26 protein-coding genes are annotated in these 22,422 nt (G+C 72.2%); 18 read left to right on the forward strand and 8 right to left on the reverse strand.

Annotated features, from left to right (window positions below):
* On the reverse strand, nt 1–1,506 hold a 1,506-nt coding region (locus tag L2I40_RS04600; RefSeq protein WP_237213693.1), incomplete at its 3' end, for a hypothetical protein.
* Between the two features lie 119 nt (nt 1,507–1,625).
* Here L2I40_RS04600 and L2I40_RS04605 point away from each other — a divergent pair.
* From L2I40_RS04605 to L2I40_RS04625, 5 genes are all read left to right on the forward strand, one after another.
* A complete protein-coding gene (locus L2I40_RS04605; protein ID WP_237213694.1) occupies nt 1,626–2,594 on the forward strand; it encodes a Bug family tripartite tricarboxylate transporter substrate binding protein in 969 nt (322 codons plus the stop codon).
* Nucleotides 2,594–3,937 (forward strand): B12-binding domain-containing radical SAM protein, encoded by a 1,344-nt coding sequence (locus tag L2I40_RS04610; protein WP_237213695.1) that lies wholly within the window; start codon nt 2,594–2,596, stop codon nt 3,935–3,937. Before L2I40_RS04605 ends, L2I40_RS04610 begins: the two co-directional genes overlap by 1 nt.
* Before the next feature lie 26 nt (nt 3,938–3,963).
* Nucleotides 3,964–4,224 carry a hypothetical protein gene (locus tag L2I40_RS04615; RefSeq protein WP_237213696.1) on the forward strand — a complete coding sequence of 87 codons (261 nt, stop codon included), beginning with the start codon at nt 3,964–3,966 and terminating at the stop codon, nt 4,222–4,224.
* 68 nt (nt 4,225–4,292) lie between these two features.
* The gene (locus L2I40_RS04620; RefSeq protein ID WP_237213697.1) at nt 4,293–4,670 is read left to right on the forward strand and encodes a PAAR domain-containing protein; all 378 of its coding nucleotides are present in this window, start codon (nt 4,293–4,295) and stop codon (nt 4,668–4,670) included.
* A gap of 13 nt (nt 4,671–4,683) precedes the next feature.
* On the forward strand, nt 4,684–5,754 hold the full coding sequence (locus L2I40_RS04625; RefSeq protein WP_237213698.1) for a methyltransferase domain-containing protein: 1,071 nt from the start codon (nt 4,684–4,686) through the stop codon (nt 5,752–5,754).
* Between the two features lie 4 nt (nt 5,755–5,758).
* On the opposite strand, the gene L2I40_RS04630 is transcribed toward L2I40_RS04625, so the two are convergent.
* Nucleotides 5,759–6,961 (reverse strand): FAD-dependent oxidoreductase, encoded by a 1,203-nt coding sequence (locus L2I40_RS04630; protein WP_237213699.1) that lies wholly within the window; start codon nt 6,959–6,961, stop codon nt 5,759–5,761.
* Between the two features lie 5 nt (nt 6,962–6,966).
* The gene (locus tag L2I40_RS04635) at nt 6,967–7,707 is read right to left on the reverse strand and encodes a maleate cis-trans isomerase family protein (RefSeq protein WP_237213700.1); all 741 of its coding nucleotides are present in this window, start codon (nt 7,705–7,707) and stop codon (nt 6,967–6,969) included.
* Between the two features lie 129 nt (nt 7,708–7,836).
* On the opposite strand from L2I40_RS04635, the gene L2I40_RS04640 reads away from it, so the two are divergent.
* The 10 genes from L2I40_RS04640 (at nt 7,837) to L2I40_RS04685 (ending at nt 15,911) form a co-directional block, all read left to right on the forward strand.
* Nucleotides 7,837–9,024 carry a urate hydroxylase PuuD gene (locus L2I40_RS04640; protein WP_237213701.1) on the forward strand — a complete coding sequence of 396 codons (1,188 nt, stop codon included), beginning with the start codon at nt 7,837–7,839 and terminating at the stop codon, nt 9,022–9,024.
* A gap of 1 nt (nt 9,025) precedes the next feature.
* Nucleotides 9,026–9,367 carry a hydroxyisourate hydrolase gene (gene uraH / locus L2I40_RS04645; protein ID WP_237213702.1) on the forward strand — a complete coding sequence of 114 codons (342 nt, stop codon included), beginning with the start codon at nt 9,026–9,028 and terminating at the stop codon, nt 9,365–9,367.
* A 57-nt stretch (nt 9,368–9,424) separates the two neighbouring features.
* Complete coding sequence (locus L2I40_RS04650) at nt 9,425–10,390, forward strand: 3-hydroxyacyl-CoA dehydrogenase family protein (RefSeq protein ID WP_237213703.1); 966 nt, start codon at nt 9,425–9,427, stop codon at nt 10,388–10,390.
* A gap of 4 nt (nt 10,391–10,394) precedes the next feature.
* Entirely contained in the window at nt 10,395–11,159 is a 765-nt protein-coding gene (locus L2I40_RS04655; protein WP_237213704.1) for an SDR family NAD(P)-dependent oxidoreductase, read from the forward strand.
* Entirely contained in the window at nt 11,156–11,332 is a 177-nt protein-coding gene (locus L2I40_RS04660) for a DUF1289 domain-containing protein (RefSeq protein WP_237213705.1), read from the forward strand. The genes L2I40_RS04655 and L2I40_RS04660 overlap by 4 nt, the downstream gene beginning before the upstream one ends.
* The gene (locus tag L2I40_RS04665; RefSeq protein ID WP_237213706.1) at nt 11,329–12,528 is read left to right on the forward strand and encodes a Zn-dependent hydrolase; all 1,200 of its coding nucleotides are present in this window, start codon (nt 11,329–11,331) and stop codon (nt 12,526–12,528) included. The genes L2I40_RS04660 and L2I40_RS04665 overlap by 4 nt, the downstream gene beginning before the upstream one ends.
* Nucleotides 12,529–12,668: 140 nt before the next feature.
* Nucleotides 12,669–14,078 carry a tetratricopeptide repeat protein gene (locus tag L2I40_RS04670; protein WP_237213707.1) on the forward strand — a complete coding sequence of 470 codons (1,410 nt, stop codon included), beginning with the start codon at nt 12,669–12,671 and terminating at the stop codon, nt 14,076–14,078.
* Nucleotides 14,079–14,205: 127 nt separating this feature from the next.
* The gene (locus L2I40_RS04675) at nt 14,206–14,844 is read left to right on the forward strand and encodes a hypothetical protein (RefSeq protein WP_237213708.1); all 639 of its coding nucleotides are present in this window, start codon (nt 14,206–14,208) and stop codon (nt 14,842–14,844) included.
* 11 nt (nt 14,845–14,855) lie between these two features.
* On the forward strand, nt 14,856–15,035 hold the full coding sequence (locus tag L2I40_RS04680; protein ID WP_237213709.1) for a hypothetical protein: 180 nt from the start codon (nt 14,856–14,858) through the stop codon (nt 15,033–15,035).
* 99 nt (nt 15,036–15,134) lie between these two features.
* Nucleotides 15,135–15,911 carry a fumarylacetoacetate hydrolase family protein gene (locus L2I40_RS04685; RefSeq protein WP_237213710.1) on the forward strand — a complete coding sequence of 259 codons (777 nt, stop codon included), beginning with the start codon at nt 15,135–15,137 and terminating at the stop codon, nt 15,909–15,911.
* Between the two features lie 51 nt (nt 15,912–15,962).
* Here L2I40_RS04685 and L2I40_RS04690 read toward each other — a convergent pair whose 3' ends face one another.
* The 4 genes from L2I40_RS04690 to L2I40_RS04705 all read right to left on the reverse strand — a co-directional run bounded on the left by L2I40_RS04690 (nt 15,963) and on the right by L2I40_RS04705 (nt 19,606).
* Nucleotides 15,963–16,940 carry a 2-dehydropantoate 2-reductase gene (locus tag L2I40_RS04690; RefSeq protein ID WP_237213711.1) on the reverse strand — a complete coding sequence of 326 codons (978 nt, stop codon included), beginning with the start codon at nt 16,938–16,940 and terminating at the stop codon, nt 15,963–15,965.
* Nucleotides 16,941–16,950: 10 nt separating this feature from the next.
* Complete coding sequence (locus L2I40_RS04695; protein WP_237213712.1) at nt 16,951–18,465, reverse strand: acyl--CoA ligase; 1,515 nt, start codon at nt 18,463–18,465, stop codon at nt 16,951–16,953.
* Nucleotides 18,466–18,537: 72 nt separating this feature from the next.
* Complete coding sequence (locus L2I40_RS04700) at nt 18,538–19,356, reverse strand: metallophosphoesterase family protein (protein WP_237213713.1); 819 nt, start codon at nt 19,354–19,356, stop codon at nt 18,538–18,540.
* A 4-nt stretch (nt 19,357–19,360) separates the two neighbouring features.
* Nucleotides 19,361–19,606 carry a YgaP family membrane protein gene (locus tag L2I40_RS04705; protein ID WP_237213714.1) on the reverse strand — a complete coding sequence of 82 codons (246 nt, stop codon included), beginning with the start codon at nt 19,604–19,606 and terminating at the stop codon, nt 19,361–19,363.
* Nucleotides 19,607–19,725: 119 nt separating this feature from the next.
* On the opposite strand from L2I40_RS04705, the gene L2I40_RS04710 reads away from it, so the two are divergent.
* Together L2I40_RS04710 and L2I40_RS04715 are read left to right on the forward strand one after the other, a co-directional pair.
* Entirely contained in the window at nt 19,726–20,421 is a 696-nt protein-coding gene (locus L2I40_RS04710) for a glutathione S-transferase family protein (RefSeq protein WP_237213715.1), read from the forward strand.
* A 3-nt stretch (nt 20,422–20,424) separates the two neighbouring features.
* Nucleotides 20,425–21,069, forward strand: a complete 645-nt coding sequence (locus L2I40_RS04715; RefSeq protein ID WP_237213716.1) for a VOC family protein — start codon at nt 20,425–20,427, stop codon at nt 21,067–21,069.
* Between the two features lie 138 nt (nt 21,070–21,207).
* On the opposite strand, the gene L2I40_RS04720 is transcribed toward L2I40_RS04715, so the two are convergent.
* Nucleotides 21,208–21,732: a class I SAM-dependent methyltransferase gene (locus L2I40_RS04720; protein ID WP_237213717.1), complete on the reverse strand. Its 525-nt coding sequence runs from the start codon at nt 21,730–21,732 to the stop codon at nt 21,208–21,210.
* Between the two features lie 233 nt (nt 21,733–21,965).
* Between L2I40_RS04720 and L2I40_RS04725 the strand changes: the two genes are divergently transcribed.
* On the forward strand, nt 21,966–22,422 hold a 457-nt coding region (locus L2I40_RS04725), incomplete at its 3' end, for a response regulator (RefSeq protein ID WP_237213718.1).

Raw genomic sequence — 22,422 nt, forward strand, 5'->3', positions numbered from 1 at the left:
CTGCAGAGCGGGAGTCGGCAGGGCCTGCCGCTGGCCGGGACGCGGCGCAGGGCCGGGCGGCGCCGCGCCCGGCAGCGGGAGCGCCAGCGCCATCTGCGCCCATTGCTCGCGCAGCCGCGCTTCCGGGATGCGCTGCTGGCGCGCCTGCGAGGCCAGGATCCGCCCGAGGAGCCCCTGATCGCGGAGCGCGAGCGTCACAGCCCCGATGCGTGCCTCGGCATAGGCATCGAGCGTGGCCTGCTGGTCGATCTCGGCGCCTTCCGCCGGCGTGGCCGGCATGCCCTCCAGCACGACGTTGGCCGTCAGCGTCGCGGCATCGGTCCAGGCGATGCGGAACGGCGCCACCTCCAGTCGCCCGCCTGCGCGCGGGACGCTGCCGCGCAGCTCGATGCCGCCGGCGATCTCGTCGAGGCCGAGCGCGCGCAGCCAGTCGTCATAGGGCGATGGGGGAATGACGCGCAGCCCCTCCACCGCGAAGGCGCCCGCCGCGATGCCGTTCTCGAGCGACGCCTCGCTGGCCAGGCGCGGCAGCACGAGCACGCGCTGGCCGTCCAGGCTGGCTTCCAGCCCTTCCAGCACCGCGCGCTGCGGCACGCCCGGCCGCGGATCGGGCGGCTGGCGGTTGCCCAGCACCGCCGCCACGGTGCCCGGCCCATCGACGCCCGAGATGGCGAGCCGCGCGAGCCGCGCTTCAAGTTGTCCCATGCCCGCGGCCCGGCTCGCGGTCTCCAGCCGCTCCACCGTCAGGCTGGCCTGTCGCCCGGGGATCCAGTCCTGCAGGTCGAAGCGCGACAGCCCGAGCACGACATCCTGGTCCGGGTCGCGTAGGGCGAGGTTCTCGACCGCGATGCGGCCGGCGCGGAACGCGATTGGGTCGAAGGCGTCGCCCTGGCCGAGCGGCAGGACGAGCGCCTCCAGCGCGACGCGGCCGAGCCGGAAGGCCTGCGCGTCCGTGCCGGTCGCGGCGTAGTCGAGGCCTTCCAGCGTGCCCGATCCCAGCCCCTCGCGCCGCGCATCCCGCAGCGCCAGCCGTTCCAGGCGCAGCGTGCCCTGCTCGGGCGATTGCAGGCGCAGCGTCTCGACCTCGAGTGCCTCGGCCGAAAGCCGCGTCCAGTCGAAGGGCTGGCCGGGCGCCGGCAGCGGCACGCCGGCGAGGAGGATGCGCGCGGCCTCGGCCGTCGTCGCCGCGGGCCCCGTGCCGGCCTGCCGAGGGCGCAGCGCCTCGGCGCGGCCGATCCGCGTCTCGCTGACATCGGCGAGGCGGAGTTCGGGGATGGTGACGCGGTTCTCGCCTTGCACCAGCACCACATCGGTCAGCGTCGCCTGGCCGGTCACGGGATCCACGCGCCGCCCGCCGATCGCCAGGCTCCCGCCTGGGCCGAGTGCCGCCCGCAGGCGCTCGATCGCGGCATCGAGGCGCCGTTCCGCCTCGGCCTGGGCGAGCGCGCCCGCGCCGGCGACGAGGACAAGACCGGCCAGCGCAAGGCCAGGCAGGCGAGGGCGCATCGGTGGCTCCAGAAAGGTCCCGGCGCAGATTAGGCAGCGGCGCCTCCGGCGTCCAATTCGCGCCTTCGCAACGGCGCGCGGCTTGCTAGCCTCGGTGCCGCCGACCGGGAGACAGATCCATGCGCCGCCGCGCCGTGCTTGCCGCACCCGCCCTGCTGGCCCTGCCGCGCTCCGCGGCGGCGCAGGCCTGGCCCGAACGGCCGGTCCGCGTGCTGGTGCCCTTCGCCGCCGGCGGCAACACCGACCAGCTTGCGCGCCTGACGGCGGAGATCCTGACCGAGGGCATCCCCGGCGGCGCCTTCGTCGTCGAGAACCGTACCGGCGCGGGCGGCCTGCTGGCGCTGGAGGCGCTGGTGCGCGCGCCGGCGGACGGGCACACGCTGATGATGGCCTCGCTCTCCACCCTGGCCATCTCGCCCTTCGCCGCCGCGCAGCGCCCGCGCTTCGACCCGATCGGCGACATCCAGCCGATCGTGAATCTCGGGACCAACCCCTTCGTGCTCTACGCGCATCGCAGCGTGGACGCGGCGGACGCCGCCGGGCTGCTGGCGTGGATGCGGGCGCGCAGCGGGCGCTTCGCCTTCGCCTCGGGCGGGGTGGGCAGCATGGGCCACCTGTCCATGGTGCTGCTGCTGCAGCGGCTCGGCGTGGAGGCGGAGCATGTCGCCTACCGCGGCGGCGCGCCGGCGCTGCTCGACGTCATCGCGGGCAACGTGCCGGTCAGCTTCGCCAATCTCTCGGAGATCCTGCCGCACCGGCAGAACCCGGCGATCCGGATCCATGCGATCTCGTCCCGCACGCGGAACGCGCAGGCGCCCGAGATCCCGCCGCTGGCCGACGCGCTGCCCGATTTCGAGACGCTGACCTGGAACGGGCTGATCGGCCCCGCCGGGCTGCCCGCGCCGATCGTCGCGCGCCTGCACCGCATCGTGGCCGACGCACTGCAACGCCCGGCCGTGCAGGCCCGCCTCGCCGCGCTCGGCAACGACCCGCTGGGCGAGGGGCCGGAGGCCTATGCGCGGCGGCTCCGCGCCGATGCGGCGCTCTGGCAGGAGGTGATCCGCGTGGCGAATCTCCGCCTCGACTGATGCGCGTCCTCTTCCTCGAGATCGACACCGAGAGCGACTGGGCGGTGGCCTCGCTCGGCCCCGGCTTCCTCGCCGCCCATCTCCGCGCGCATGGGCACGAGGCCGGCTTCCTCCGCGTCGGCCTCGGCATGGACGCGCCGGCGATGGTCGCGGCGGTGCGGGAAGCGGCGCCGGATCTCGTCGGCGTCTCGCTCACCACGCGGCAATGGCAACGCGCGCGGAACCTGCTTGGGGCACTCCGCCGCGCGAGCAACGTCCCCGTGGTGGTGGGCGGGCTGCACCCGACCTTCTCGCCGGAGGATTGCCTGGCCGCCGAGGGCGTGGACTTCGCCTGCCTCGGCGAAGGGGAGGGTGCGTTGCTCGAGCTCGTCCAGGCGTTGGAGGCCGGCGGCCCCTGGCCCGACCGGCCGATCGACAACATCATGGCGAAGGGCAGCGCGCGCCCGAAGCTGCGCCCGCCCTTCGAGCCGATCGACGAGCTGCCCTTCACCGCGCGCGACATGCTCGACGAGCGCTGGGGCGTGGTCCACGTCTCGACCCAGCGCGGCTGCCCCTTTCCCTGCACCTATTGCGGCGCGCGGATGTTCGACCAGCTCTACGCCGAGGCCGGCGGCCCGGCCTATGGCCGGCGGCGCAGCGTCGGCAACGTGCTGGCGGAGCTGCGCGCGATCCGCGCCGCCGGGCCGCTCAACTACGTCATCTTCCTCGACGACACCTTCACCATCCACCATCCCTGGGTCTTCGAGTTCTGCCGCGCCTATGGCGCGGAGTTCGCCATCCCCTTCTCGCTGCACGCCCGCGTCGAGACGGTGAACGAGAAGCTGCTGCAGGCGCTGGCCGCCGCCGGCTGCCGGCACATCGTCTATGGCGTGGAGAGCGGGTCGGAGCGGGTGCGGCGCGAGATCATGCTGCGCTCCGCCACCAACCAGCGCTTCCGCGACGTCTTCCGCTGGACGCGCGAGGCGGGGATCATGGCGACCGCCAACTACATGATGGGCACGCCGGGCGAGACGCTGGCGGAGATGGAGGAGACCATCGCGCTCCATCACGAGCTGCAGCCGGCCGATTTCGGCTACTTCGTGTTCTACCCCTATCCCGGCACGGCGCTGTTCCAGACCTGCCTGGAGAAGGGATACCTGCCGGAGGACTGGCGCGAGCGCCCCGCCGTCCACAGCCGGTCCATCCTGCGCCTGCCGGGGGTGACGCCGGAGCAGATCGAGGGCATCTACGCGCGCTGGACGGAGATCCGCGTCGCCGCGACGCGCAGGCGGGCGGGCGATGTGCCCGCGGCGGCGCTGGACGAGGCGGAGGGCGCGCTGCGCGCCCATGCGGCGCTGGGCTGACGGCGCTCGGCTGAGGCGGAGGTGGGATGGCCACGTTGCAGGAACTCGGCGCCGCGATTGCGCAGCAGCCGCAGCCGCCGCGCCAGGTCTTCTGCGGCTTCGACCTGTGGCTGGAGGCCATGGGGTCGGGCAAGCTGAAGCTCGCCAACTTCCTGAAGGGCGGCGTGCCGGCCAAGGGCGACGAGCCCGAAGGCGTGCTGAAGGTGCCGCTGATGGTGGCAGGGCGGAACATCGTCATCGGCCTCGACGTGACGCTGCCGCCGGACGGCTTCCGCATCGCGCCATGACGGCGCTGGCGCGGGCGCGGCGCCTCCGCTAGCTTCCCGACCGACGGCCTCCAGGGGGACGCATGGGCATGCCCGCCGCCCGCATGGGCGACATGATGATGCAGCAGGCGCCGCATTGCCACGCGCCGATCCACCCCCCGGCGCCGACCCCGACCCCGGTGCCGCATCCCGCCATGCCGCTCGCGATCATCACCGGGCAGACGACGGTGCTGATCGGCAGCATGCCCGCCGCGCGCGCCACCGACACCTCGGCGCCCTGTTCGATGATCCCGTGCGTGCCCGGCGGGCCTGGGATGATCCAGATGGGCTCGCCCACCGTGCTGATCGGCAGCATGCCGGCCGCCCGGATCAACGACCCGACGGTCCACTCGTCCTGCGTCGCGCCCATCCCCTCGCCGACCGGCATGATCATGCCACCCGGCTGCCCGACCGTGCTGATCGGCTGACCCGGCCCGGCGCGTGCGCCTCTCCCATTTCGAGGCCTTCGCGCCAGTCTGCCCGCGCTGCCGTGCCCAGGGGCGCGGCGAACAGCGCCTGATCCTCGCCTGCATCGAGGCGCGCGACGGCGACGTGGTGCGTGAGGGCATCCTGCACTGTCCGTCGCCCGAGTGCCGGCAGGAATTCCCGATCCTCGACAGCGTGCCGGTCATCGTCGCCGAGGTCGGCCCCTTCCTCTCCCACAACGCCACTCATCTGCTGGCGCGCGACGATCTTTCGGCGACGCTGGAGTCCCTGATCGGCGATGCGATCGGGCCCGGCACGCCGCATGACGCGACGCGGCTGCACCTGTCCTCCTACGCCCGCGACCATTACGGCATGCACGACCCGGCGGAGACGGCGGATCCGCCGCCCGGCGCCGCGCGCCGCTGCCTCGAGGCCGGGCTCGGCCTGCTTGGCGACTGGCGCGGGCCGGCGCTGGAACTCGGCTGCGCCGCGGGCGGCGTGACGCAGGCGCTGGCCGAACGCTCCGACGGGCTGGTGCTCGGCGTGGACCTCAACATCTCCATGCTGCGCCTCGCGCAGCGCGTGCTGGCGACGGGACGGGTGCGCTATGCGCGGCGGCGGATCGGGCTGGTCTACGACCGCCGCGACGTCGCCGTGCCGCTCGCGCGGCCGGAGGCGGTGGATTATTGGGCCTGCGATGCGCTCGCGCTGCCCTTCGCGCCGGGCGGCTTCGGCATGGTCGCCGCGCTGAATCTGCTCGATGCGGTCCAGGCGCCGCAGATGCTGCTCGCGACGATCGCCGCGCTGCTCCGGCCCGGCGGCGGCGCCGTGCTGGCCTGCCCCTATGATTGGTCGCCGCAGGCAACCGGCCCGGCGGCCTGGATCGGCGGCCATTCGCAACGCGGCGGCCACGCCGGCGCGGCGGAGCCGCTGCTGCGCGACCTGCTGACGCCGGGCGCGCATCCGATGTCCGTCTCCGGGCTGTCGATCGCCGGCGAGATCGAGAGCTTCCCCTGGCGCGTGCGCCTGCACGACCGCAGCGCGGTGGACTATCGCGCACACCTCCTGGCGCTGCGCGCCGGCTGAAGCCTCACGGGATCGCCGCCGCCGCGCGCACGCCCTCGATCATGCTGGTCCGGAGCAGATGCGCCCGCGCCTTGGCCGGGTCGGCGGCCGTCGCGCGCAACTCCTCGAGCCGCGCGGTCCGCTTCGCCGGGTCCTTCTCCTCCAGCGTCTTCTTGTTGGCGATGGTCATCGCCTGCAGGAAGGCGTCCGCCACGTGCCGGCGCTGCCGGTCATAGCGGTCCAGCAGCTCGTCTGCGCCGCCCGCGAGCACCGCCGCGATGCGCTCCGCCGCCAGGATCGCGTCATGCACGCCGAAATTCATGCCCATCCCGCCGAGCGGGTTGTTCACATGCGCCGCGTCGCCCGCCAGCAGCACGCGCCCCTTGCGGAAGGTCGAGGCGACGCGCTGGTGCACCGCGTAGAGGTTGGTGTGCACCACCTCGAAGGCGCCCGGCTGCGGGATCAGCGCGCGCACGCGGTCCCGTGCGGCAGCGAAGTCCAGCAACTCGGCTTCCGGCGTCTCGGGATCGGTCGGGAAGACGATGCGCCAGAGCGGGCCGCGGCCCTCCGGCGGCGCCTTGCCCGGCACTTTGAACATCGCGCACCAGGTCACCGGGTCCGAGACGTAGGAGGAGATGGCGTAGCCCTTGGCGCCCATGTCCTCGGTCGTGGTGACGACCAGGAAGCGCTCGCCATAGGTGAAGCCCTCGAAGCCGATGCCCTGCGACTTGCGGACCGGGCTGCGCCCGCCATCGGCGCCGATGAGGTAGGCGGCGCGATGCGCCTCGCCCGTGCCGGTGGTGACCGTCACGCCGTCCGCGTCCTGCGCGGCACTCTCCACCGCGACACCCCAGCGCACCTCGGCATGCGGGAAGGCCGCGAGGCGCTGCAGCAGGATGCGGCACAGCTTGTGCTGCTCGCATTGCAGCCGGAAGGGGTAGGGCGTGACGTCGGCGAGGATCGACAGGTCGAACTCCGCCACCACGCCTTCCTCGCGCCCGCGGAACTGCCAGACCGGCGCCCGGATGCCCTGCGCGAGCAGGTCGTCCGTCACGCCCGACGCCGCATACATCTCCATCGTCGGCGGATGGATCGTCGCCGCGCGCGGATCTTCGAAGGGCTCCGAGTGGCGCTCCAGCACGCGCACGGGCACGCCGGCGCGGGCGAGGAACAGCGCCGCGGTCAGGCCGGACGGCCCGGCGCCGGCGACCAGGACCTGGGGCTCCATCGCGCTCAGAACTCCTCGAGGATGCGGCCATGGCCGAAGACGCGGTCCTCGATGCCGCAGGCGCGCAGCGCGTGCCAGGTCATCACCGGGTTGATCGCCAGCACCGGCTTGCCGAGCCAGCGCTCGGCCTCCGCCGCGATGGCCCCGCTGGCCAGGTTGGTGCCGACAGCGACCAGCGCCTCCACATCAGGCCCGTCCAGCTCCTTCAGGCTCTCCCGGATGGTCGTCGGCTGGACATGGGCGATCTCGCGCGGGGAGGGGCATTTCAGGCCCTTCAGCCGCACCACCTCGAAGCCTTCCTCGGCGAACCAGGCCCGCACCATCTCGTCGCCGCGCGGCTGGTGGGGCGTCAGCACCGCGATCCGCGTCGCGCCGAAATACCGCAGGGCGCTGGCGGTCGCGAAGGACCCCATGGTGACGGCGACGCCGGCCTTGGCCGCGAGCTCCGCCTGCAGCGCCTTCGACTGGCCGAGGCCGCCCCAGAACGCCTCCAGCGCGACGCCCATCACCAGGTGCTCCGGCCCGCAGGTCATCACCTGCTCGATCGCCGCCCCCAGTCCGTCGCGCATCGCCTGCACATGCTCGAGGAAGGCCTGCTCGGAGGTCAGCGGGCGCTCCTTGATCGAGACGCGGGCGACATGGAAGGTCACGCCGCGCGGGCGGAGGTCGTCCACCTCCGGCTGGACCGTCGTGTTGGTGGACGGCACCACGAAGCCGATCCGCTTCCGCCAGCCCAGCGCGTCCATCCCTGTCCCCCGTACCGGTCCTGACCGAAGCTAGGGACGGGAGCGAGGCGGGGAAAGGGTTGCCGCGCGGCCGCCGGGCGGCGATTGTTGCACCGCAACGCGACGAGCTCGCCGGGACCAAGCCGCCTTATGGACCTCGCCTACCTCTCCGAATGGGCCAACCTGATCATCCGCTGGGCCCATGTGATCACCGGCGTCGCCTGGATCGGCGCGAGCTTCTACTTCATCGGGCTCGACAACCAGCTCGACCCCCCGGCCGACGGCGACCCCCGCGTGCGCGGCGAGCAATGGGCCGTCCATGGCGGCGGCTTCTACTACAAGCGGAAGTACCAGGTGGCGCCGCCGCAGCTGCCGGAGAAGCTGCACTGGTTCAAATGGGAAGCCTATTGGACCTGGATCACCGGCTTCGCGCTTTTCGTCCTGATCTACTGGGGCCAGGCGAGCACCTACCTGATCGACCCGGGCGTCATGGACCTCTCGCCCGGCGTCGCGATCGGGATCAGCGCGGCGATGCTCGTCGCGGGCTGGGTGATCTACGACCTGATCTGCCGGTCGAAGTTCGGCGAGGACGAGACGAAGCTCTCCATCGCCATGGTCGTGCTGCTGGTCGTCGCCGCCTTCGCCGCCTGCCATGTCTTCAGCGGGCGCGGCGCCTTCCTGCAGGTCGGTGCCATGACCGGCACCATCATGGTCGCCAACGTCGCGATGGTGATCATCCCCGGCCAGCGGAAGATGGTCGAGGCGATGAAGGCCGGGCGCGAGCCCGATCCGAAATACGGCCGCTGGGGCAAGCAGCGCAGCGTCCACAACACCTACCTGACGCTGCCCGTGCTGTTCCTGATGCTGAGCCCGCACTACCCGATGACCTGGAGCGGGCCCTGGAACTGGGTGGTGCTGCTCGCCATCGCGCTGGCCGGCGCGCTGGTGCGGCAGTGGTTCGTGCTGCGGCAGGTGGGGCGGAACCCGATCCTGCTGCCGGCGATCGCCACGGTCGTGATCGTCGGGCTGATGGTCGCGCTGCGCCCGGCGCCAGCGCCCTCGCTCGCCGGCGTCGAGGTGCCGGCCTTCGCCGAGGTGCAGGCGATCACCGCGAGCCACTGCGCGCAGTGCCACGCCGCGTGGCCGACCTTCGACGGCATCGCCGCCGCGCCCAAGGGCGTGATGCTGGAGACGCCGCAGCAGCTGCGCCGCTGGGCGGCCGCGATGCGCCAGCAGGTGCAGACCGAGGCGATGCCGCCCGGCAACCTCACCGAGATGACGGCCGAGGAGCGGGCGAAGCTGCTGGCCTGGATCGCCGCCGGCGCGAGGACGGAGTGAGATGGCCAAGGCTTCCGCTCTCACGACCCACATCCTCGACACCGCGAAAGGCGGCCCGGCCGCCGGCGTGACGGTCGAGCTCTGGCGCATGGAGCCCAACGGGCCGGTGAAGGTGACGGAGCGCGTGACGAACGCCGATGGCCGCACCGACACCCCGCTGCTGACGGCCGAGACCTTCGTCCCCGGCCGCTACGAGCTGCGCTTCCACATCGGCGCCCATTTCGGCGGCGCCGGGTTTCTCGACGTGGTGCCGATCGCCGTGCGGCTGGAGGCGGGGCAGGGGCACTACCACGTGCCGCTGCTCTGCTCGCCCTGGAGCTATTCCACCTATCGCGGCTCCTGACCTTGTCCTGATCCCCCGGCGGGGGCAGTTTCGCGCCAGGAAACGGGGAGGTGAGCAATGGCCATCAAGGTCGCGGTGCTGGGCGCGGGCACGATGGGGCACGCCCTGGCGCTGGTCTATGCGCTCGGCGGGCACGAGGTGAAGCTCACCGACAATTCCATGGCCATGCTCGACAAGGCCGGGCGGCTGATGGAGACGGCGCTCGCCTCCCTCGTCGAATACGGCGAGGTCGCGCCGGCCTTCACCGCGGAGTGGCTGCACCATCAGGTCACGCGCCTGCCGACCCTGAACGAGACGCTCGAGGACGTGGACCTGATCGTTGAGGCGATCGTCGAGAACCCCGAGGCCAAGCGGACCCTGTTCGATCTCGTGGACCGCGCCGCGCCGGACCATGCCGTGATCGCGTCGAACACCTCCTACCTCGATCCCTTCCCGCTGATCCCGGCACGCCGGCAGTCGCGCTCGCTGGTGATGCACTGGTACACACCGCCCTACCTGGTGGACCTGGTGGACATCGTGGCCGGCCCGCAATGCGACCCGGCCATCGTGGACTGGGCCGCGCAGCTCGTCGCCGCGATGGGCAAGGTGCCGCTAGTGATGAAGACCTTCGTCCCCGGCTACATCGCCAACCGCCTGCAATCCGCGCTGAACGCCGAAGCCTACCGGCTGCTCGACGAGGGCGTGGCGACGCCGGAGGAGATCGACACCGCCATCGTGCACGGCCTCGCGCTGCGGATGCCGGTGGTGGGCGCGATGGCGAAGGCGGATTTCACCGGGCTCGGCGTGCAACACCATGCGTTGCGCAACGGCACCTACCAGCCGCCGCCGCCGCGCGACCATTGCGACACGCTCGACAAGCTGATGGCGGCGGGCCGCACCGGCGTCATGGCCGGCGCGGGCTACTACGACTGGCCGGGCGACACGGCGAAGCTCTTCGCCGCGCGCGACCGTCGTCTCGTCGCGCTGAAGCGCGCGCTGCGCGAGATCGGCACCATGGCCGGCAGCACGCGGGCGAAGGACTGAGCCTATGATCAGCTACGACCTGAGGGGCAAGACGGCGCTGGTCACCGGCGGGGCCTCCGGCATCGGACTCGCGACGGCGACGATCCTGGCGCGCGGCGGCGCCGCGGTCGCGATCAACTTCCTCGCCGACGATCCGCGCGGGCCTGAGGCTGCGGCGAAGCTGGCCGCCGAGACCGGCGCCCGCATCGTCCTGGCCCCCGGCAGCGTGGCCGATCCGGCCGATTGCGCGCGGATGGTGGGACAGGCCGTCGCCGATCTCGGCCGGCTCGACTACCTGGTCGCCAATGCCGGCACGCCGGCGACGCGCAGCGCCATCCCGCCGCAGGACCTCGACCGCGCGACGGAAGAGCTGTGGCACGCCATCCTGGAAGTGAACCTGCTCGGCGTGTTCCGCTGCGCGAAGGCGGCCGCACCCGCGCTGAAGGCGGCGCGCGGCGCGATGGTCAGCACCGCCTCCATCGCCGGCATCAACCATGTCGGCTCCTCGCTGCCCTACGGGGCGAGCAAGGCGGGGGTGATCAACATGACGCGCAACCTCGCTCGCGCCCTGGCGCCCGAGGTGCGCGTCAACGCCGTGGCGCCCGGCGCGGTGGATTCCACCTGGATGATCGAGTGGACCAACGAGCAGCGCAGTTCCTCGATCGAGAATGCGTTGCTCAAGCGCCGTTGCTCGCCCGAGGACATCGCCGAGGTGATCGTCTTCCTGCTGGCGGGCGCGGCGATGGTGACAGGCCAGACCGTCGTGGTGGATGGCGGGCTCACGGTGTGACGATCCGCTCGCCCTGCGTGAAGCTCTGCGTGCTCGACGCGCGCAATGTGTGCGAGGGCTGCGGCCGCACGCTGGACGAGATCGCGGCCTGGCCCGCGGCGGACGAGGCGACGCGACGCGCCATCCTCGCCACGGCGGCCGAGCGTCGGGGAAGGAAGGAGGGCGCGGCATGACGCGCGTGGACACGGCACGCTTCCTGGCCGACCTGCACGAGCTGCGCCGCATCGGCGCCTTCCGCACCGGCTGCCACCGTCCGACCTATTCGCCGGAGGACATGGAGAGCCGCCGCTGGCTGATGCGGAAGATGCAGGAGGTCGGGCTGGAGCCGACGCTGGACGGCATCGGCAACGTGCTCGGCCGGCATCGCGGCGACGGCCCGCACCTGCTCGTCGGCAGCCATATCGAGACGCAGAACGAGGCCGGCTGGCTCGACGGCGCGCTCGGCGTCGTCGCAGGCCTCGCGCTGGCGCGCGCCGGCCTGCCGGTGGACGTCGTCGCCTGGGCGGACGAGGAGGGCCACTACGGCGGGTTCCTCGGCAGCCGCAGCTGGATCGGCGACCTTGGGGAGGACGAGATCGACCGCCTCGCCAACCGCTTCCACGGCAAGAAGCTGCGGCAGGCGCTGCGCGAGGCAGGGCTCGAAGGCCTGCCGCGCCTTCGGATGGAGCCCGGGCGTCATCGCGGCTTCCTCGAGATGCATATCGAGCAGGGCACGCAGTTGGAGTCGGCCGGGCTACAGGTCGGCGTGGTGACCGGCATCGTCGCGATCCGCCAGTACCGCCTCGTCTTCACCGGCATGCAGGACCATGCTGGCGGCACGACGATGGCGGAGCGCCGCGACGCCGGCCTCTCCGCCGTGCGCTTGCTTGCCGAGATCGACCGCCACTTCCCGACCGTCTGCGGGCCGCGCAGCACCTGGACCACCGGCCGCATCGCCCTCGACCCCGGCGCGCCGTCCATCATCCCCGGGCGGGCGGAGGTTCTTTTCCAGCTGCGCGACGTGGACGAGGCGATCATCGCGCGCATGGAGGAGCGCCTGCGCGCCCTGGTGCAGGAGAGCAACCGGCGCGAGAAATGCCCCTGCGTGCTGGAACCCGTCAGCCTCTCCATCCCCGCACTCTGCGATCCGGCGATGCAGCAGGCGCTTGCCGACGCGGCGGAGGCGCTGGCGCCCGGCGCATGGCAGCGCATGCCGAGCGGCGCGGGGCACGACGCGCAGTATCTCGCCCGCGTGATGCCGGCGGCGATGCTCTTCGTGCCCTCCATCGGCGGCATCAGCCACCATTGGAGCGAGGACACGAAGGAGGCGGACCTGGCGCTCGGCATCCAGGTCCTGGCCGAGGGCGCGGCACGCTACCTCGCGGGCTGAAGCAGCCGGCCGTCGCGCGGCGGTGGAGGCCGCTGCGCCGCTTCCGCGCGACAGGCACGGCCCGCATGTCGCGCTCACGACAGGTGCATCCGCCAGGAATCTGGCGCAGACTCGCGCTGGTCCGCTAGGCCATCGCTGCGATGGACGAGAACAGGCGCATCGCCGGCTTGATCCGCGACTACATCGCGCGCGAGCACATGTCGCGCGAGCAGTTCGCGTTCCGCACCAAGCTCGGCAAGTCGACGGTGGACAAGCTGCTCGTCGGCCTGTTCTCGGATCGCACGCTGGCGATCGTCGAGGGCGCGACGGGCCTCGCCCTCCGCCGCGATGCACCGGTCCCGCCCGCGATCACCGCCCTCGTGCCCGACCAGCCCTCCATCGCGGTGCTGCCCTACACGAACATGACCGGCGACCCGGCGCAGGAGTTCCTCGCCGACGGCATCACCGAGGACATCACGACCAATCTGTCGCGGCTGCGCTGGCTCTTCGTCATCGCGCGCAACTCGACCTTCATCTACAAGGGCCGGGCCGCGGATGTCCGCCAGGTCGGGCGCGAACTCGGCGTGCGCTACGTGCTGGAAGGCAGCGTGCGGACCGCGGCCGGCCGCATCCGCGTCACAAGCCAGCTGCTCGAGGCCGAGACGGCCCGGCACATCTGGGCCGAGCGGCACGAGCGCGAACTCCGCGATCTCTTCGCCGTGCAGGACGAGATCACCGCGAGCGTGGCCGCCGCCATCGAGCCGCACCTCTACGCGGAAGAAGGCCATCGCGCCGAGCGGCGGCCGCCCGGCAGCCTCGACGCCTGGGGCCTCGTCGTCCGCGCGCTCGGGCTGATCGCGCGGGTCGGGCGCGAGCAGAACGAGCAGGCCCGCGCGCTGCTGCAGCAGGCGATCGCGCTCGATCCGCGCTATGCGCGCGCGCATGCCTGCCTGGCCTGGGCCGTCTGGTGGGCCTCGCTCTGCTACTGGTGTGCCGAGACGCGGCAGGGGTATGCGGAGGCGGCGCGCCATGCCGAGGACGCGGCGGCGCTCGACCCCACCGAACCCTGGGCGCGCATGACGCTCGGTCTCTGCCTGAGCACGGCGCGGCATCACGCGCAGGCTCTGACCGAGCTACGCGCCACGCTCGACCTCAACCCGAGCTTCGCCATTGGCCGCACCGCGCTCGGCTGGGCGCTGCTGCGGGCTGGGCGGTTCGAGGAGGCGATCGCGGAGACCGGCACGGCGCTCCGCATGAGCCCGCTGGACAGCTTCGCCGGCATCTACACGGCGATCCACGGGCTCGCCCTGCTCGCCGCCCGCCGTTTCGAGGAGGCGCTGCCCTTCCTCCGCTCCGCCGTGACCGCATTCAGCGAGTATGCGGGCCACTACAACACGCTGATCAGTTGCTGCGGCCATCTCGGCTTGACGGAGGAAGCGCGGGGCTTCGTCGCCGCGCGGGAACGCGTCGGCCCGCCGCTGACCATCGGGCTGCTGCGCCGCAACCTGGACGGCTTCGCCCATTGCGACGTCTTCATCGAGGGCCTGGTGAAGGCAGGCATCCCCGAATAGGCGCGCGGGCGGTCCCGGAAAGCTCCGGAAAGCTCTGGCGATGGGCGCGGAAAACACTCCCTGGCAGCTTCCCTCGCATGCCGGCGGCAGGCCGGCATGAGGAAAAGCAAAGGCCAGGACACGCACCATGACGACACATCGCGATCGAGTGACCCAAGGAGGCACCTTCCTGCTGGCGGGTGTCATGGCCGCCGGGCTGACGCTCGGCGCCGGTCAGGCCTTGGCTCAGGCGGGCCTGGTGCAAGGCCCGCAGCACCGCGCCTCCACCCCCGCGCCCGAGCCGGCACTGCCACCGGACCTCGCAGAACTGCGCGATGCGCTGCGGAAATACGAGGACCCGGTCGTCGCGATCCGCGACGGCTATCTCTCGACGCTCGGCTGCGTCGCCTACGCGAATGGCGCGATGGGCGTGCATTTCCTCAACGCGGCACTGGTTGGCCCCACGCCCGACCCGCTCCGCCCGGCGCTGCTGGTGTATGAGCCGGCGGAGCAGGGGCGGCTTCGGCTGGTGGCCGCCGAGTGGTTCGTCCCGCTCGCGACCGGCATCACCGAGCGTCCCGTCCTGTTCGGGCAGCCCTTCAACGGGCCCATGGCGGGGCACGAGCCGCTGATGCCGACGGAACTGCACCACTACGACCTGCATGTCTGGCTGTTCAAGGAGAACCCGGACGGCCTCTTCGCGGTCACCAACCCGAATGTCGGCTGCGCGGGACACCCTTATGCGCTGATGGAGGCGCCGACCGACCTCCCGCCGCACCGGCATTAGGAACAAGTGTCATGCAGGTCCTGGTGGGCTTTGCCGCATCCGAGACGAAGCCGGTCTCCCTCGCGGCGGTGAAGGGGATCAGCGACCGCGCGAGCGTGGAGGCCGCGCGCCGCCTGGTCGGCCTGGGCGCGGCATCCCCGCCCCGCCAGGACCGCCCCGGCGAGGACGAGGCGGCGCGGCGCGCCGCCTGAAGGCCGATTTCGGCAGCAGCCGGCCAAGTGTGGGGGAAGCGTGGCTGGACGCGGCGGCCGCGGGCTGGAAAGTCATGGTCCCGACATGAGGAGGGACGCATGACGCTCTGGGTGCGCTACAGCCGCGGCGGGGCCGAGGGATTCGGCATCTTGGAGGGGGAGGCGATCCGGGTTCATGCGGGCGACCTCTTCGGCGCGAACAACCCGACGGGCGAGGTGCTGGCGCTGTCCGATGTCGCGCTGCAGCCGCCCGTGCGGCCGCAGCTCTTCGTCGGGCTCTGGAACAATTTCCGCGAAGCGGCGGCGAAGCAGAACCTGGCGATTCCCGAAACGCCGCTCTTCTTCCTGAAGTCGCCGCGCAGCGTGGTCGGGCCGGGCGCGGCGATCCACCCGCCCGCCTCCTATGCGGGGCGCGTGATCTACGAGGGTGAGCTGGGCCTGGTGATCGGCCGGCGCGTCAAGGATGCGGACGAGGCGGAGGCCGCGGCGGCGATCTTCGGCCTGACCTGCGTGAACGACGTCACCGCGCTCGACCTGCTGAACGCCGATGCCTCCTTCGCGCAATGGGCCCGCGCGAAGGGCTGCGACGGCTTCGGCCCGATCGGGCCGGCGATCGCGACCGGCCTCGACTGGTCGGGCCTGCGCGTGCAGGTCGCGCTGAACGGGCGGGTGCGGCAGGACTATCCGTGTTCGGACATGATCCTGCCGCCTGCGCGCATCGTGTCGCTGCTGTCGCGCGAGATGACGCTGGAGCCCGGCGACGTGATCGCCTGCGGCACGAGCATCGGCGCGCTGCCGATGCGGTCCGGGATGACGGTGGAGGTCACGATCGAGGGCATCGGGACGCTCCGGAACGTGTTTGCACCGGGTGGGTAGTCCCACCCTCACCCCGACCCTCTCCCGCCCGGGCGGGAGAGGGAGGCCGGATCAGTAACACCCTGCCGCCCGGCCCCGCCCCCGGACCAGGGCCAGCACCGTGCGGCAAGTCGGCACCGGCACCTCGACCAACTCCGCCAGCTCCACCACCGCGCCGAGCAGCGCGTCGATCTCCATCGGCCGGCCGCGCTCCAGGTCCTGCAGCATGGAGGTCTTGTGCGCGCCGACCTCGGCGCCGCCAGCGATGCGCTTGTCCACGTCGATCGCGAAGCGCACGCCGAGCTTCTCGGCGACCGCCTGGCCTTCCAGCATCATCGCGCGCGCGATGCCGCGCTGCCCGTCATCGGCGATCAGCACGTCGAGCGTGACGGTCGTCAGCGCGCTGATCGGGTTGAAGGCCATGTTGCCCCAGAGCTTGACCCAGAGCTCGTCGCGGATCTTCGGGCGCACCGGCGCCTTGAAGCCGGCCGCGATCAGCGCCTCGGACAGCGCGTTGACGCGCGCGCTGCGGCTGCCATCGGGCTCGCCGAGGGTGAAGCGGTCGCCATAGGTGTGCTCGATCACGCCCGGCTCCGGGACCTCGGCCGCCGGATAGACGATGCAGCCGATGGCGCGCGCCGGTGGCAGCAGCGCCGACACCACGCCGCCCGGGTCCACGCTTTCGACGCGCCTTCCCTCGAAGGCGCCGCCGAGACCGTGGAAGTACCACCAGGGAATGCCGTTCACCGCCGAGACGATGGCCGTGTCGGCGCCGATCAGCGGCTGCATCTGCTTCGCGGCACCCGGCAGCGAATGGGCCTTCAGCGTGACGACGACATAGTCCTGCGGCCCGGCTTCCTCGGCCGAGGCGACGGCGCGCACCGGCACCACCGTCTCCTGCCCGTCGCTGCGCAGCGTCAGGCCCTTCGCCTGCATCGCGGCGAGGTGCGGGCCCCGCGCGATGACGGTGACCTCCGCATCGCCTTTCGCGGCGAGCTTCGCCGCCATCAGCCCGCCGATCGCGCCGGCGCCGAACACGCAGAGCTTCATGACGGGCTCCTCAGCCGGTGATGCCGAGCTTCTCGGCCAGGCCGATGCGCATCAGCTTGCCCGTCGCACCCTTCGGGATCTCGGGGACGAAGACCACCTTGCGCGGCACCTTGAAGTCGGCGAGCTGCTTCGCCGCGAAGTCGCGCAGCTCGCGCTCGCTCAGCTCCATCCCCTCGCGCAGTACCACCGCCGCGCCGACCTCCTCGCCGAGCTTGGCGTGCGGGATGGCGAAGCACAGGACCTGGGCCACGGCGGGATGCGCGCTCAGCACGCCGTCCACTTCCAGCGGCGACACCTTCTCGCCGCCCCGGTTGATCAGTTCCTTGAGGCGGCCGGTCAACAGGAGAAAACCGTCCTCGTCGAACATCCCCTGGTCGCCCGTGCGGAACCAGCCCTGATGAAAGGCCTTGGCGTTGGCCTCCGGGTTCGCCTCGTAGCCCTTGGTCACGTTCGGGCCGCGGATCACCACCTCGCCGATCTCGCCCTGCGGCAGTATGCTGCCGTCATCGGCCATGATCGCGACCTCAGGCCCCGCCGCGCGGCCGACCTTGCCCGGCTTGCGCGGGCCCTCGAGCGGGTTCGAGCACATCTGGTGGCTCGCCTCCGTCATCCCGTAGCTCTCGACCAGCGGGCAGCCGAAGGTCGCCTCGATCTGCTGCATCACCGGGCCGGGCAGCGAGGCGGAGGAGGAGCGGATGAAGCGCAGCGGCACCCGCTTGATGATCTCCGCGTTGCGCTCGGCGCGCGAGAGGATCGCCTGGTGCATCGTCGGCACCGCCGTGAACCAGCTCGGCTTCTCCTCGTCCATCCAGCGGAAGAAGCGCAGCGCGTCGAAGCCCGGCGTGCAGACCACCGTGCCGCCGGCGCCGAGCGAGGAGAGCACCGCCGCGATCAGCCCGTGAATGTGGAACAGCGGCATCACGTTCAGGCAGACATCGCCCTTCGCCAGCGCGAGCGAGGCGCCGATGTGCCGCGCGCTCGCGGTCACGTTGCCATGCGTCAGCGGCACGATCTTCGGCCGCGCCGTGGTGCCGGAGGTGTGCAGCACCAGGGCGACATCGTCCTCGCCCGCAATGCCGGGCTGTGTGGCCGTGCCGGGTGCGCCGCCCTCCAGCGTGAAGTCGCCGGCCGCCGTGCCAGGCACCACTTCAAGAATGGGAACGTTCAGCTTCGCCGCCGCGGCGCGCGCCGGCGTCTCCACCCCGCGGGCGACGATCAGGGCCTTGGCCTTCAGGTCGTCGATATAGAAAGCAAACTCGTCCTCCCGGTAGGCGGGGTTGAGCGGCGCCGTGGTGGCGCCGCAGGCGACGGTCACGAAGACCGAGGCCATCTCCGGCCCGTTCGGCAGCACGATCGCGACGCGGTCGCCGCGCCCGATCCCCTTGGCGTTCAGCGCCGCCACGGTGCGCTGCGCCAGGTCGCGCAAGGCGGCGTAGCTGAGCGGCGCGCGACCCTCGGTGGCGCGGAGCGCGGGCCGCGCGGCCTCGCCGACCTCGAGCAACTGGGCGACAGTGCGGTAGGCCATGCGCGTCTCCGGGATGCGACCGGACCATATCCGCGGGCCACGGCAGCGCAAGGGGCGGCGGCCCCGGCCGACTCAGCCCCGCGGGTAGGTCAGGTCGCGCACATCCTCGATGCAGACCGCCTCGAGCGGCCCGGCTTCCAGCGCCACCGTCTCCACATGGTCGTCGCGCAGGCGGTGCAGCAGCGCGCCGGGCACGCGGCTGCCGGGCAGGCCGGGCTGGTCGCGCGGATCGCAGTAGAAGGACAGCGCCGGCCCCCAGACATGCATCGCCGTGCCCCGCCGCACCGCATGGTGCAGGTGGATATGGCCCGAGGCGACGAGCCGCAGCCCCGGGTGATCGAGCAGCGGCGCGAGCGCCGCGCGCCCCTCCGGCGGGACCGACCAGGGGTTCCAGGCCTCGTCCATGCGCTCGAGGCAAGGCGGGCGATGCAGGAAGAGCGCGATGCGCCGCGTTCCGGCGCCGGCGGCGGCCTCCGCGGCGAAGGCGGCCTGCGCGGCTTCTTCAGCATGGCCGCTGCCCATGACCTCGGTGTTCAGCCCGACGATCCGCCAGCCCGGCAGGTCGAGCACGCCGCGCCCCGGCCCGAAATGCCGGCGCCAGCGCGCAAGCCGCGCATCGTCCACCGTCTGGTGCGGCATCAGCCGCGCGTCGCTGCCGACGTCGTGGTTGCCGGGCAGGGCGAGCAGCGTCCCCGGCAGTCCGCGATGCAACTCGGCCGCGAGGGCCAGGTCTTTCTCCCGGTCCGCGCCGTCGAGCGACAGGTCGCCGGTCGCGACGACCACGTCGGGCCGCACCGCCTCCGCCGCCGCGCGCATCCGCTCGAAATTCGCGCGGAACAGGTCGCTGCGCGGCGAGAGATGGGTGTCGGTGACCTGCAGGATCGTGATCACGCGCTCAGCCCTGCGGCGGCGCCGGCTCGGCCGGCGCTTCCGCCACGACGGGCGGGCGGTAGGTGCTCATGCCGAGCAGCCCGTAGATCGGGCAGACGCCGGTCATGCCGGTGACGAGCGGCAGGAAGCCGAGGATCCCCCACAGGCCGATCGGCCCGAAGATCCACATCATCACCAGCGCCGTGCCCACGCCGAGCCGGAGCGCCTGGTCGAGCGCGCCGATGTTCCGTCCCGGTCTCGCCTGGGTCATGCCGGCCTCCATCCCTCCCGCCATCTCAACCAAGCCGCGCGCCGCCGTCCAGCGTCATGGCGCTCTGGACGGGTCCGTCGCGGCCGGGCCATCCTGGCCGCCGAATGAAGGAGGACGCCTTGATCGAGGTCTGGACGTGGCCGACGCCGAACGGCCACAAGGTGCATGTCGCGCTCGAGGAACTTGGGCTGCCCTACAAGGTGGTGCCGGTGAACATCGGCGCCGGTGAGCAGTTCAGGCCCGAATTCCTGGCTATCACGCCGAACCATCGCATTCCCGCCATCGTCGACCCGGACGGTCCCGGCGGGCAGCGCATCGCATTGTTCGAGTCCGGCGCCATCCTGATCTACCTGGCGGAGAAGGCGGGCCGCCTGATCCCGCAGGACCCGGCGGCGCGCTACACCTGCCTGCAGTGGCTGATGTTCCAGATGGGCGGCGTCGGGCCGATGTTCGGCCAGTACGGCCATTTCCATACCTACGCGCCGGAGCGCATCCCCTACGCAATGGACCGCTACGCCAAGGAGGTGCAGCGGCTGCATCGCGTGCTCGACAAGCGGCTGTCGGAGGCCGCGTATCTCGCCGGCGACGACTACTCCATCGCCGACATCGCGACCTTCCCCTGGATCCGCTTCCCGGAGCGTCGCGGCATCGACCTGAACGACTATCCCAACGTGAAGCGCTGGTTCGACGCGATCGCCGCGCGACCCGCGGTGCAGCGCGGCTGCGAGGTGCTGTCCGAGCGCCAGCGCAAGGGCGCGATGACCGACGCCGAGCGCGAGAACCTCTTCGGCAACACCCAGTTCAAGGCACGCTAGAGCATGGCGGAGATCGACCATATCGTCATCGGTGCGCGCAGTCTCGAGGAAGGCGCCGCCTATGTGGAGGCGCATCTCGGCGTCCGCCCACAGGGCGGCGGCCGCCACGAGGGCGTCGGCACGCACAACATGCTGCTCGGCCTCGGCAGCCACTGCTACCTTGAGGTGATCGCCCCCGACCCCGACCAGCCGGACCCGCCGCATCCGCGCCCCTTCGATCTCGACAACCCCGGCACGCGACAGATGCTGGAAGCCGGGCCGAAGCTGATCGCATGGGTGGCGCGCACGCCGGTCCTCGATGCGGTCGTCACGCGGCTCGGCGCGCATCATGCGGGCGAGATCCGGACGATGAGCCGCGGCAAGCTGTCCTGGCGCATGGCCATGCCGCCGCAGAACCAGGACATGTCGAACCTGATCCCGGCGCTGATCCAGTGGGACGACGGGAAGGGCGCGGCGCCGCGGCTGCACGATTCGAAGGTGCGGCTCGTCGCGCTCGAAGCGGAGCATCCGGAAGCGGATGCGGTGCGCAACGCGCTCGCGCAGCGCGGCCTCGACGAGGCGATGCGCCTGCGCCGCAGCCCGCACCCGCGCCTCGTCGCCCGGTTCACGCGGCCGGACGGGAGCGAAGCGGTCCTGTCCAGCGGCTGAACATCCCCCGTCGCGTCTTGGTCCTCGCGGGGACGCGATGCTAGGCTGCCGGTGCGGCACCGCCCCGGCGCGGCGCCGCCCGGCCCCCGCCGTGCCCCCCGCTGCCGAAGGACACGACCGACGTTGCGGCCTGCCGCCCTATCCGATCGGCCGATAATGCCAGACGCTGGCCGGCGGCACGTTCAGCGGCGTCCACGCCTTGCGCTCCGCGGACAGGTTGAGCTTGCGGTAGGGCAGGGGCGAGGTGATGCAGTAGGTGTAGAGCAGGAAGCCCCTTCCGGGCGCCACCGCTTCCACGGCCTCGACGAAGCGGCGTTGCCGATCCAGGGGCAGCATGACGAGCGGGATGCCGCAGATCGCGGTGCCGACCTTGCCGTGCAGGCGCTCCGGCAGCGCCCGCGGCAGGTCGAAGGCGTCGCCCTGGATGACGTTCACGCCGGGCAGCACGCCGCGCAGATGCGCCGCCATGTCCGGCACGATCTCCACCACCACCAGCCGCTCGGGCGGCACGCCGGCCTCCAGCAGGGCGCGGCTGATCACTCCGGTGCCCGCGCCGAGTTCCACCACCACCTCGTCGGGCTTCCGCTCCACCAGCGCCGCGATCTTCCGGCAGAGGCTGGGCGAGGACGGGATCACCGAGCCCATCTGGAGGGGATTGGCCAACCAGCGCTTCACGAAAAGGGCGGTATTCTTAACCCCGGCGTGCGATCCTTCGCCGGTTGGTCCAGCAGCGATGCCCGACATCTTCGACTCCCTGACGCCGCAATGACGCACGACTGTCGCGGATACCCGCGCGAACCAGGGCCTGCGCGCATGGTTCGGCAACACGCCGGTGACAATTCGCTGACGACCGCGGGCGTTCGCCGCGCCGCCCTCACGCCCGCGCGAGGCCGGCGGTGACCGCGCGCGTGCTGGTGGTGGACGACGTCGCCGCGAACCGACGCCTGCTCGAGGCGCGGCTGCTGAACGAGTATTACGAGGTCGCGCTCGCGGGCTCCGGCGAGGCCGCGCTGGAAACGGCGCGGCGCTGGTCGCCGGACGTCCTGCTGCTCGACGTGATGATGCCCGGCCTCGACGGCTACGAGGTCTGCCGCCGCCTGAAGGCGGATCCGGCGACGGCGCACATCCCGGTGGTCATGGTCACCGCCCTGACCGACCAGGCCGAGCGCGTGCGCGGGCTCGAGGCCGGCGCGGACGACTTCCTCTCGAAGCCGGTCGACGACGCCACGCTCTTCGCGCGCCTGCGCGCCCTGCTGCGCGTCAAGCAGGTGCTCGACGCCTGGCGCCTGCGCGCCGACACCGCGCGCGACCTCGGCGTGGAGCCGCCGCCGAGCCCCGCGGCGGCCATCGCCG

It is taken from the genome of Falsiroseomonas oryziterrae (assembly GCF_021864505.1).
In the GTDB taxonomy this organism is placed as follows: domain Bacteria; phylum Pseudomonadota; class Alphaproteobacteria; order Acetobacterales; family Acetobacteraceae; genus Falsiroseomonas; species Falsiroseomonas oryziterrae.

Bases quoted from the DNA above. Each gene is read 5' to 3' on its own strand.
- L2I40_RS04675 (WP_237213708.1), top strand. From the start codon at position 14,206: ATGACGACACATCGCGATCGAGTGACCCAAGGAGGCACCTTCCTGCTG.
- L2I40_RS04655 (WP_237213704.1), top strand. From the start codon at position 10,395: ATGATCAGCTACGACCTGAGGGGCAAGACGGCGCTGGTCACCGGCGGG.
- L2I40_RS04620 (WP_237213697.1), top strand. From the start codon at position 4,293: ATGCCCGCCGCCCGCATGGGCGACATGATGATGCAGCAGGCGCCGCAT.
- L2I40_RS04715 (WP_237213716.1), top strand. From the start codon at position 20,425: ATGGCGGAGATCGACCATATCGTCATCGGTGCGCGCAGTCTCGAGGAA.
- L2I40_RS04605 (WP_237213694.1), top strand. From the start codon at position 1,626: ATGCGCCGCCGCGCCGTGCTTGCCGCACCCGCCCTGCTGGCCCTGCCG.
- L2I40_RS04685 (WP_237213710.1), top strand. From the start codon at position 15,135: ATGACGCTCTGGGTGCGCTACAGCCGCGGCGGGGCCGAGGGATTCGGC.
- L2I40_RS04705 (WP_237213714.1), bottom strand. From the start codon at position 19,606: ATGACCCAGGCGAGACCGGGACGGAACATCGGCGCGCTCGACCAGGCG.
- L2I40_RS04690 (WP_237213711.1), bottom strand. From the start codon at position 16,940: ATGAAGCTCTGCGTGTTCGGCGCCGGCGCGATCGGCGGGCTGATGGCG.
- L2I40_RS04630 (WP_237213699.1), bottom strand. From the start codon at position 6,961: ATGGAGCCCCAGGTCCTGGTCGCCGGCGCCGGGCCGTCCGGCCTGACC.
- L2I40_RS04650 (WP_237213703.1), top strand. From the start codon at position 9,425: ATGGCCATCAAGGTCGCGGTGCTGGGCGCGGGCACGATGGGGCACGCC.
- L2I40_RS04680 (WP_237213709.1), top strand. From the start codon at position 14,856: ATGCAGGTCCTGGTGGGCTTTGCCGCATCCGAGACGAAGCCGGTCTCC.
- L2I40_RS04665 (WP_237213706.1), top strand. From the start codon at position 11,329: ATGACGCGCGTGGACACGGCACGCTTCCTGGCCGACCTGCACGAGCTG.
- L2I40_RS04695 (WP_237213712.1), bottom strand. From the start codon at position 18,465: ATGGCCTACCGCACTGTCGCCCAGTTGCTCGAGGTCGGCGAGGCCGCG.
- uraH (WP_237213702.1), top strand. From the start codon at position 9,026: ATGGCCAAGGCTTCCGCTCTCACGACCCACATCCTCGACACCGCGAAA.
- L2I40_RS04640 (WP_237213701.1), top strand. From the start codon at position 7,837: ATGGACCTCGCCTACCTCTCCGAATGGGCCAACCTGATCATCCGCTGG.
- L2I40_RS04670 (WP_237213707.1), top strand. From the start codon at position 12,669: ATGGACGAGAACAGGCGCATCGCCGGCTTGATCCGCGACTACATCGCG.
- L2I40_RS04610 (WP_237213695.1), top strand. From the start codon at position 2,594: ATGCGCGTCCTCTTCCTCGAGATCGACACCGAGAGCGACTGGGCGGTG.
- L2I40_RS04615 (WP_237213696.1), top strand. From the start codon at position 3,964: ATGGCCACGTTGCAGGAACTCGGCGCCGCGATTGCGCAGCAGCCGCAG.
- L2I40_RS04635 (WP_237213700.1), bottom strand. From the start codon at position 7,707: ATGGACGCGCTGGGCTGGCGGAAGCGGATCGGCTTCGTGGTGCCGTCC.